The sequence below is a fragment of the Bradyrhizobium sp. STM 3843 genome, assembly GCF_000239815.1.
Classification (GTDB): domain Bacteria; phylum Pseudomonadota; class Alphaproteobacteria; order Rhizobiales; family Xanthobacteraceae; genus Bradyrhizobium.
Genome location: NZ_CAFK01000210.1, coordinates 24961 through 33357, shown reverse-complemented (window position 1 = coordinate 33357; position 8397 = coordinate 24961). Strand labels below are relative to the sequence as shown.

Below are 8397 nucleotides of genomic sequence, written 5' to 3'. Positions count from 1 at the left end.
GCGCCCATGCCGCGCATGATGTTGTCGATGATCTTCTCTTCGAAGGTCTTGTCGTCCTCGCCCTGCTCATCGTCCTGGGCGCGGGCAACGCCGGAGGCGAGCAGCAGGCCGATGCCGAAGGTTGCGGCGGACAGCTTCAGGGCGCGCATCAGCGCGCGGTGAGCGCTCGTCGCGCGGGTCTCGGTGCTATCGGTCTTGCACATGGCTTTCCCTCGTCTCGGCTGTCCTATCCCGAACAGTCTAAAGTATCCGCCGATCGCGAAAAAGTGAGGAGACACAATCCGTTGCGGCCCCTTCGGCGACGATCCGCCAACGCGTCGTATCGGCCGGGATCAGGGCGCTTTTGCGGCGGGGATTCCGATGAAGGAATCATACAATAGGCCGGCGACGCCAGCAACAATGGCCACATCCGCGAGGTTGAACACGTACCAATTGTAGACCTGTCCAGCGATCTCGACGTGGAGGAGGGCGAAGTCGACCACCGCCCCATAAGCGAGCCGGTCGATCGCGTTGCCGATGGCGCCGCCGATGATCAGGCCGAGCGCGATGGTTGCGAGCTTGGTCTGCGACCGCACCATCCAGATCGCGAGCGCGACCACCGCGACGGCCTTCACCGCCATCAGCGCCAGCTGGGCCACGGGGCTGTCATTCTGCAGCCAGCCGAAGCTGATGCCGATGTTCCAGGCCAGGATCAGGTCGAAGAACGGCGTGACGTGCACCGGGGCGCGATTGGAGATGTCGAAAACGTACAGCAGCCACAGCTTGGAGGCCTGGTCGACGACCAGGGTGGCGAGGGCGGCGAGGAGGCCGGAGCGGAGGGGAGATGTCATGCCGGGGTACTGGCCGCTGAGGACGAGCCTGCTGCTGCAGCAAAAGCTGTCGTCCCCGCGAAAGCGGGGACCCATACGCCGCGGCGGCTTTTGTTTGAAAGACTTCGGATCATCTTTCTTTGCTTACAAGCAAGGACGGTGGTTATCGGTCCCTGCTTTCGCAGGGACGACAGCTGAGTTTGTCGCGACGATGGCAGATCACACACCCACCCCCAGCGCCTTCCATTCGCGCAAGGCCTGCGCGTCGCGCGGCGAGACGTCGGGGTAGTCGGGGTCCTCGCCGACGTCAGGCAGGATCTTCCAGGAGCGCGCGCATTTCTGCCCTTGCGCTTTTTCGACCACGACAGCCACATCAGGCACGGAGTCGAGCCGGAAGGCATCCGCCGGCGCCTCGCCTTCGCGCACCTCGTAGTTCGAGGTGATGCAGACCTCGGCGAGATCGACATCGAACAGCGTGGCGAGCAAAGCGCGGTCGTTGACATAGATGATCGGCGAGGCTTCGAGCGAGGAGCCGATGGTCTTGGCGGCGCGCGCGAGCTCGAGTGCCCCGGTGACGACGCGCCTGACGGCGCGGATGGTGTCCCACTTCGCCGCGAGCGCCTCGTCGCGATACTGTTCGAGGCCGTCCGGGAACAGCGTCAGATGCACGGACGGCTCGGCGTCGGGCCGATACATCCGCCAGGCCTCGTCGCAGGTGAAGGACAGCACCGGCGCCAGCCATTTCAGGATCGCGTCGCAGATCGTGTCGATCGCGGTCAGCGCCGCCTTGCGCGCCACCGACGAGGGCGGATCGCAATAGAGCGTATCCTTGCGGATATCGAAATAGAACGCCGACAGCTCCGAGTTCATGAAGGTCGCAAGCGTCGCGATCACGGTCTTGTAGTCGAACTCGGCATAGGCGCGGCTGACGATCTCGGCCTGCTGCGACAGCTGATGCAGCATCAGCCGCTCCAGCTCCGGCATCTCGGCGCGCGCGACCGCCTCGGCGCGGTGGAAATGATGCAGGGTGCCGAGCATCCAGCGGATGGTGTTGCGCAGCTTGCGATAGGTCTCGATGGTGTTCTTGAGGATCTCAGGACCGATGCGCTGGTCGTCGGCGTAGTCGGTGGCGCAGACCCAGAGCCTGAGGATATCGGCACCGGAATCCTTGATCACCTTCTGCGGCTCGACCGTGTTGCCGAGCGACTTCGACATCTTGCGCCCGTTCTCGTCGAGCGTGAAGCCGTGGGTCAGCACGACGTCGTAAGGCGCGCGGCCGCGGGTGCCGCAGCTCTCGAGCAGCGAGGAGTGAAACCAGCCGCGATGCTGATCCGAGCCTTCCAGATACATCACGGTATCCTGGCCGCCATCGACTTTCCGCTTGATGCCGGCGAGGCCGGGGAAGTGCACGGGATCGTCCAGCACGAAGGCATGGGTCGAGCCGGAATCGAACCAGACGTCGAGAATGTCGTCGACCTTCTTCCAGTCCTCGTTGGCAAGCTTCCCTAAGAAGCGCTCGCGCGCGCCGTCGGCATACCAGGCGTCGGCACCATCCTTCTCGAAAGCGTCGGTGATGCGCTTGTTGACCGCCTCGTCCTGCAGGATCTCAGCCGAGCCGTCGCCGGTCTCGCGCACGAACACGGCGATCGGCACGCCCCAGGCGCGCTGGCGCGAGATCACCCAGTCCGGCCGGTTGGCGATCATGCCAGTGATGCGGTTCTGCCCCGCCGCCGGCACCCATTGCGTCACCGAGATGGCCTGGAGCGCGCGGGCGCGCAGGGTGTCTCCGGATATTGCCGTGTCGTGATCCGCGATGTCCTTATCCATCGCGATGAACCATTGCGGCGTGTTGCGGAAGATCACTGGCTTCTTCGAGCGCCAGGAATGCGGATATTGGTGCTTCAGCCGGCCGCGCGCGAGCAGCTGGCCTGCCTCGATCAGCGCCTTGATGACGGCCTCGTTGGCGTCGCCTTTCTCGCCCTTGTCATTGAGCACGCGCTTTCCCGTGAAGCCCGGCGCGTGATCGGTCAGCGCGCCGTTCTCGTCGACGGTGTAGGGGATGGTGGTCGAGATGCCGCGCGCTTCCAACTCACGCGCATGCGCCGTCCAGACATCAAAGTCCTCGCGCCCGTGGCCGGGCGCGGTGTGCACGAAGCCGGTGCCGGTGTCGTCGGTGACGTGCTCGCCGGGCAGCAGCGGCACGGCGAAGCTGTAGCCGCCGGCCAAGCCTTTCAACGGATGGGCGCACTCCACCGCGTCCAGCGTGTCGCCGGGGATGTCGCGCACCTTCTCGTAAGCCGTGACGCGGGCCTGCTTGAAGATACCGTCAGCCAGCGCGTCGGCGAGGATCAGGAGATCGCCGGCCTTCGCCCAGTTGTCGGCGGGGGCATCCGTGACCTTGTAGAGGCCGTAAGCGATCTTCGGCGAGAAAGAGATGGCGCGGTTGCCGGGCAGGGTCCAGGGCGTGGTGGTCCAGATCACCACCGAGGCATTGGCGAGCGCGCCATGCGCCGGCGAGGTGACCGGAAACTTCACCCACACCGTGTCCGATGTGTAGTCCTCATACTCCACTTCGGCCTCGGCCAGCGCCGTTTTCTCGACCACGCTCCACATCACGGGCTTGGAGCCGCGATAGAGCGTGCCGTTGGCGGCGAACTTCATCAGTTCGCGCGCGATCTGGGCTTCCGCCGGATAGCTCATGGTGGTGTAGGGATGATCCCAATCGCCGATCACGCCTAACCGCTTGAACTCCTCGCGCTGCACGTTGAGCCAGTGATCGGCATAGGCGCGGCATTCCCGGCGGAAGGCGACCATCGCCGCGGAATCGCGGAAGTCCGGCTTGGCCTTGCCCTTCTTGCGGTAATTCTCCTCCTCGATCTTCCATTCGATCGGGAGCCCATGGCAGTCCCAGCCGGGGACGTAGTTGGAATCGTGGCCCAGCATCTGCTGGCTCTTGGTAACGACATCCTTGAGGATCTTGTTCAGCGCGTGCCCGATATGGATGTTGCCGTTGGCATAGGGCGGGCCGTCATGCAGGACGAATTTCGGTCGCGCCTTCGCGCTCTCGCGCAGCTTGCCGTACAGGTCGATCTCGTTCCAGTAGTTGAGGATTTCCGGCTCGCGCTGAGGCAGGCCGGCGCGCATCGGGAAATCCGTCTGCGGCAGGAACAGGGTTTTGGAATAGTCGGATACGTCGGACTTTTGCGGCTTCTCGGACATCGTGATCTGGCTGGCTAGATGAGGCGCGGAAAACGCGAATGATCGCGGGCGGCGAAACAGAGACATCCCGGTCTTGCGCCGAGCGAAACGCTCAGGCGGAAGCCGGGCCGCTAATGCCGATGGTGCGCCGTATCAACATGAGGCGCCCTCCATAGCAGGCAGGCGCGAAAATCGCAAAGTCTCGCTGCCGGTAGCCCGCCGCTATTCGATCTCGCCGAGCGCGGGGAATGCACCGGGGTGGGCTGCCAGCTGCGCGCGGGCCTTGGCGCTGTCGTCGTCCATTTGCCGGATCAGCGCCTCGATGGAGGAAAATTTGGCCTCCTCCCGGATGAAGCCGATGAAGGCGACATCGAGCTGCTCGCCATAGAGGCTGTCCTTGAAATCGAACAGGAACACTTCGAGCAGGGCTGCGCCATTGTCGAAGGTCGGCCGGCGGCCGAAATTGGCGACGCCGTCGATCAGGACCCGGTTGGCACCCCGCCCGCGGGCCACCCGCACGGCATAGATGCCGTGCCTGAGTCCGCAATCGCGGTCGAGCCGCATATTGGCGGTGGGGTAGCCGAGATCGCGGCCGCGCTTGTCGCCATGGATCACCTCGGAGGTGACGAACCAGGGACCGCCCAGCATGGTGGTGGCCTCGTCGATATGGCCCTCGGCCAGCGCGTCCCGGATCGCGGTCGAGGACACCGGCCGCTCCTCGATGTCGACATGGGCCTGGACATCGACCTCGATGCCGAGCCGCGGCGCCTCGTTGACCAACAGGCTTGGCGAGCCGACCCGGCCCTTGCCGAAATGGAAGTCGTAGCCGACGGCGATTCCGGACACACCGAGCCGTTCGATCAGATCATGGTGAATGAAATCTTGCGCCGAGGTTTGGGCACGGGCCTTGTCGAAGCTCATCACCACGGCGCCGGCGAGCCCGGTCGCGGCCAAGAGCCGCAGCTTGGCGGTCTCGTCGGTCAGGCGGAACTGGGGGGTGTTGGGGCTGAAGAAGCGCCGCGGATGCGGCTCGAAGGTGAGCGCCAGAGCGGGGCGGCCATGGGCCCGGCCCATCTCCAGTGCGGCATTGATGACGGCCCGATGGCCGAGATGAACGCCGTCGAAATTCCCCATGGCGACCACCGCTCCCCTCGGGATCGCCGATGACGGGGTGGTATCGCGGATCACGGTGAAGGCAGACATGTCGCGGGACGACCTCGAGAAACTGGCATGTGCCCGAAAGGGCCGATGGTTGCGGCGGACCGTGGGCGGCAGGGCTTTGGAAGTCAAGCCACCCGGTTCTCGGCGCGTTCACGGTTGAGGGACGGACATGCGAACGGGCCCAGTTAACGGGCTGTTTAAGGCCTGATGCTAGTGCTGGAGCTGAATGGCGGAGCGGCCATTGCCGGCCCGATCCGCAGTTGCGTTTCAAGTACATCTGCGCGTTTGTTCGCGTGTGGGGGAGTCAAGATGGCGGTTGATTTGACGATGCCGGTGCTCGTCGTCGACGATTACAGCACCATGATCCGTATCATCCGGAATCTTCTGAAACAGATCGGATTCGACAATATCGACGATGCCAGCGACGGCTCGATGGCGCTGAACAAGATGCGCGCCAAGAAGTATGGCCTCGTGATCTCGGATTGGAACATGGAGCCGATGACGGGCTACGATCTGCTGCGCGAGGTGCGCGCCGATCCGAACCTCGCCACCACGCCCTTCATCATGATCACCGCGGAATCCAAGACCGAGAACGTGATCGCGGCGAAGAAGGCCGGCGTGAACAACTACATCGTCAAGCCGTTCAATGCCGCCACGCTGAAGACCAAGATCGAGGCGGTGTTCCCGGATATGGCGACGGCCTAACGCGCGCATCATTCCGACAAAGACACAAATGAAAAGCGCCCGGCCTCGAGCTGGGCGTTTTTCATTTCACCATTTCAGCTCGCGCATCAGCGCGCGGGGCGGATGGCCGAACAGCTCCCGCACCGAGGCAGGGTCGAGCTGGTCGATGCCCTCGAATTCCTCCGAGTGGATGCCGCGGGTGACGAACAGGCAGTCGATGCCGAAGCCATGCGCGCCGGCGAGATCGGTGCGCACGGAATCGCCGATCGCCAGCACCTGGTCGCGCGCAATCGCCTGGCCGGCATGGGTGGCGGCCAGCTCCATGGCCCGCTCATAGATCGGGCGGTGCGGCTTGCCGTAGAACGTCACATCGCCGCCGAGCTCGCGATAGAGCTCGGCAATGGCGCCGGCGCAATAGATCAGCCGGTCGCCGCGCTCGACCACGATGTCGGGATTGGCGCAGATCAGCGGCAGCTTCCGCTCGCGCGCCCGCAGCATCATCGGCCGGTAGTCCTCGGCCGTCTCGGTCTCGTCGTCGAGAAGCCCGGTGCAGATGATGTAGTCGGCCTCTTCCAGCGACGACAGCACCGGATCGAGGCCGCGATGGATCGAGCCGTCGCGCTCGGGTCCGAGCCAGAACAGCTTGCGGCCGGGATGCGCGGCCACATAGAGCCGCGTCAGATCTCCGGAGGAGACGATGGCGTTGTAGATCTTGTCGGAGACGCGCAGCTTGCGCAGCTGCCGTTGCACCGAATCCGCCGGCCGCGGCGCATTGGTGATCAGGATGACGGTGCCGCCGTTCTTCCTGAACCGATGCAGCGCGTCGCAGGCCTCGGGGAAGGCTTCGAGCCCGTTATGGACCACGCCCCAGATATCGCTCAGCACGACCTTCTTGCCGTCGAGCAGGTCGCGCAGCCGCTCGACGAGACGGAGCTCGGTCATGACGTCCGGCGCAAATTAGGCCGTCCCGGCAATGCGGCGGGCCAGCGCAGCGTTGCCGACCGCGCGTGGCGGCGGGTTCGCGGTTGCTGCATCGGATGCGGTATCGCCGGGGGCATGAGGCTCCTGAATCTTGATCTCCTGCCCGGTTCCTGGGCTCGAAGCGGCCCCGCCGGTAGCAGATGCGCCTTCGGGCCGCAACGGGCGGGGCGGGGCGAACAGGAAACCTTGGCCGAAACGGATGTCGTAATCCAGAAGATCGACGACCGAGCGCTCGCCTTCGATGCGCTCTGCGATGAGGTCGATACCGAACCGGCCGAGCAGATCGGACAAATCGGAGGGGTGGATGTCGGAGGCCGAGCTCTGCTTCGGATCAAGCAGCAGCGCTGCCGGTACCTTGATAAAGCGGACACCGCGATCGGCGAGATCGCGCGGCTCGAAGCGCAGGTCGGTGACGTGGTCGATCGAGAAACGGTAGCCGCGCTGCGCGAGGGCGGCGAGGTGCTCGGTCTCGCTCGGCCCGAGATGACGCAAGGTCGCCTGCTTGAACTCGAGAACGAAGGACGGCGCCAGCGCCCGGTTGGCTTCGAGGAAATCGAGGCACTGGGCAAAGATCGACGGGTTGCTCAGCGTCGCAGCGGAGACATTGCAGAACACGCCGACGTCCTTGTTCCGCACCATCAGCCGGCGCAGCACCTGCACGCAGCGGAGCATCACCATGTGGTCGATCCGCCCGACCAGGCCGGCGGCTTCCGCAATGCCGATGAAATCTTCAGCGGCCAACATCTGGTCGCGCTCGTCGCGCAGCCGGGTCACCGCCTCGTAGAAGCGCACCTTGCGCTGGGGCAGGGTGACGAGCGGCTGCAGGTAGACGTCGAGGCGGTTCTCGTCGATGGCGCTTCTGACCGCCGCCAGGATCTGCGCCTGGCTGCGCGGGCCCGCCGCTGCACCGGTAGCCGGTGCTTGCGGCCGCGGCGGCACTGCCGGTGCCGGGTTGACTGTCGCTTCCGGCAAAGCTTTCGCCTCGGGCGCTTTGGGCGGCGTGTGCTTGATGCTGGAGGCTTGGGCGTGGACGGCGTCCGGCTGGGCCTTGTCTGGCTGAGTCTTGGGGGCCGGAGCCGCATCTTCCGCGTCAAACCCCAAAGGGGCCTGGGGAGGCTCCGCGGTTGCCGCGGCCAAGACGTCCTCGTGCTGCGCCACCGTGGTCGCGAGCTGCTTGACCAGGCCGCCGAGCTCGTTGATCTCGCTGACGACACCTTGCAACCGGTCGGCACCGGCCGAATTGGACGATACCAGGCGGCCTTCGACGGCCGAGAGCCGGCGGCCGAATTCCGCCACCTGGCGGGCAAGGTCCGCGGTGCCGCGCGACAGATCGGCGATCTGGCTGCCGACATCGCTGCGGTCGCGCAGCCGCATCGACACGGCATTGTAGAGGATCAGGAAGGTCAGCGCCGTCAGCGCCACGATCGCGGATTCCGGCCCGCTGAGACCGGCCACGGAGTAGAGAATGAGGCCCAGTGACGCTGCGAGCAGGACCATGCAGATGGCGACGAAGATCGTAGAAATACGGATCATATTGCGAAACGCTCCCAACCGAGAGCGACCT

6 protein-coding genes and 1 pseudogene are annotated in these 8397 nt (G+C 65.0%); 1 reads left to right on the top strand and 6 read right to left on the bottom strand.

Annotation, left to right across the window (positions count from 1 at the left end; genetic code table 11):
• From BRAS3843_RS22460 to BRAS3843_RS22445, 4 genes and pseudogenes are all read right to left on the bottom strand, one after another.
• A pseudogene (locus tag BRAS3843_RS22460) lies at positions 1 to 203 on the bottom strand (hypothetical protein); the annotation flags it as partial.
• A 129-nt stretch (positions 204 to 332) separates the two neighbouring features.
• Positions 333 to 830 carry a signal peptidase II gene (gene lspA, locus BRAS3843_RS22455; RefSeq protein ID WP_008971351.1) on the bottom strand — a complete coding sequence of 166 codons (498 nt, stop codon included), beginning with the start codon at positions 828 to 830 and terminating at the stop codon, positions 333 to 335.
• A 198-nt stretch (positions 831 to 1028) separates the two neighbouring features.
• Positions 1029 to 4028, bottom strand: coding sequence for an isoleucine--tRNA ligase (gene ileS, locus BRAS3843_RS22450; protein WP_008971350.1), 3000 nt, complete (start codon positions 4026 to 4028; stop codon positions 1029 to 1031).
• 201 nt (positions 4029 to 4229) lie between these two features.
• Positions 4230 to 5210 carry a bifunctional riboflavin kinase/FAD synthetase gene (locus tag BRAS3843_RS22445; RefSeq protein WP_008971349.1) on the bottom strand — a complete coding sequence of 327 codons (981 nt, stop codon included), beginning with the start codon at positions 5208 to 5210 and terminating at the stop codon, positions 4230 to 4232.
• A gap of 267 nt (positions 5211 to 5477) precedes the next feature.
• On the opposite strand from BRAS3843_RS22445, the gene BRAS3843_RS22440 reads away from it, so the two are divergent.
• Positions 5478 to 5873 carry a response regulator gene (locus BRAS3843_RS22440; protein ID WP_008971348.1) on the top strand — a complete coding sequence of 132 codons (396 nt, stop codon included), beginning with the start codon at positions 5478 to 5480 and terminating at the stop codon, positions 5871 to 5873.
• 66 nt (positions 5874 to 5939) lie between these two features.
• On the opposite strand, the gene BRAS3843_RS22435 is transcribed toward BRAS3843_RS22440, so the two are convergent.
• A complete protein-coding gene (locus BRAS3843_RS22435; RefSeq protein WP_008971347.1) occupies positions 5940 to 6794 on the bottom strand; it encodes a TIGR01459 family HAD-type hydrolase in 855 nt (284 codons plus the stop codon).
• A 15-nt stretch (positions 6795 to 6809) separates the two neighbouring features.
• Complete coding sequence (locus tag BRAS3843_RS22430) at positions 6810 to 8366, bottom strand: EAL domain-containing protein (RefSeq protein ID WP_008971346.1); 1557 nt, start codon at positions 8364 to 8366, stop codon at positions 6810 to 6812.
• Positions 8367 to 8397: the final 31 nt, after the last annotated feature.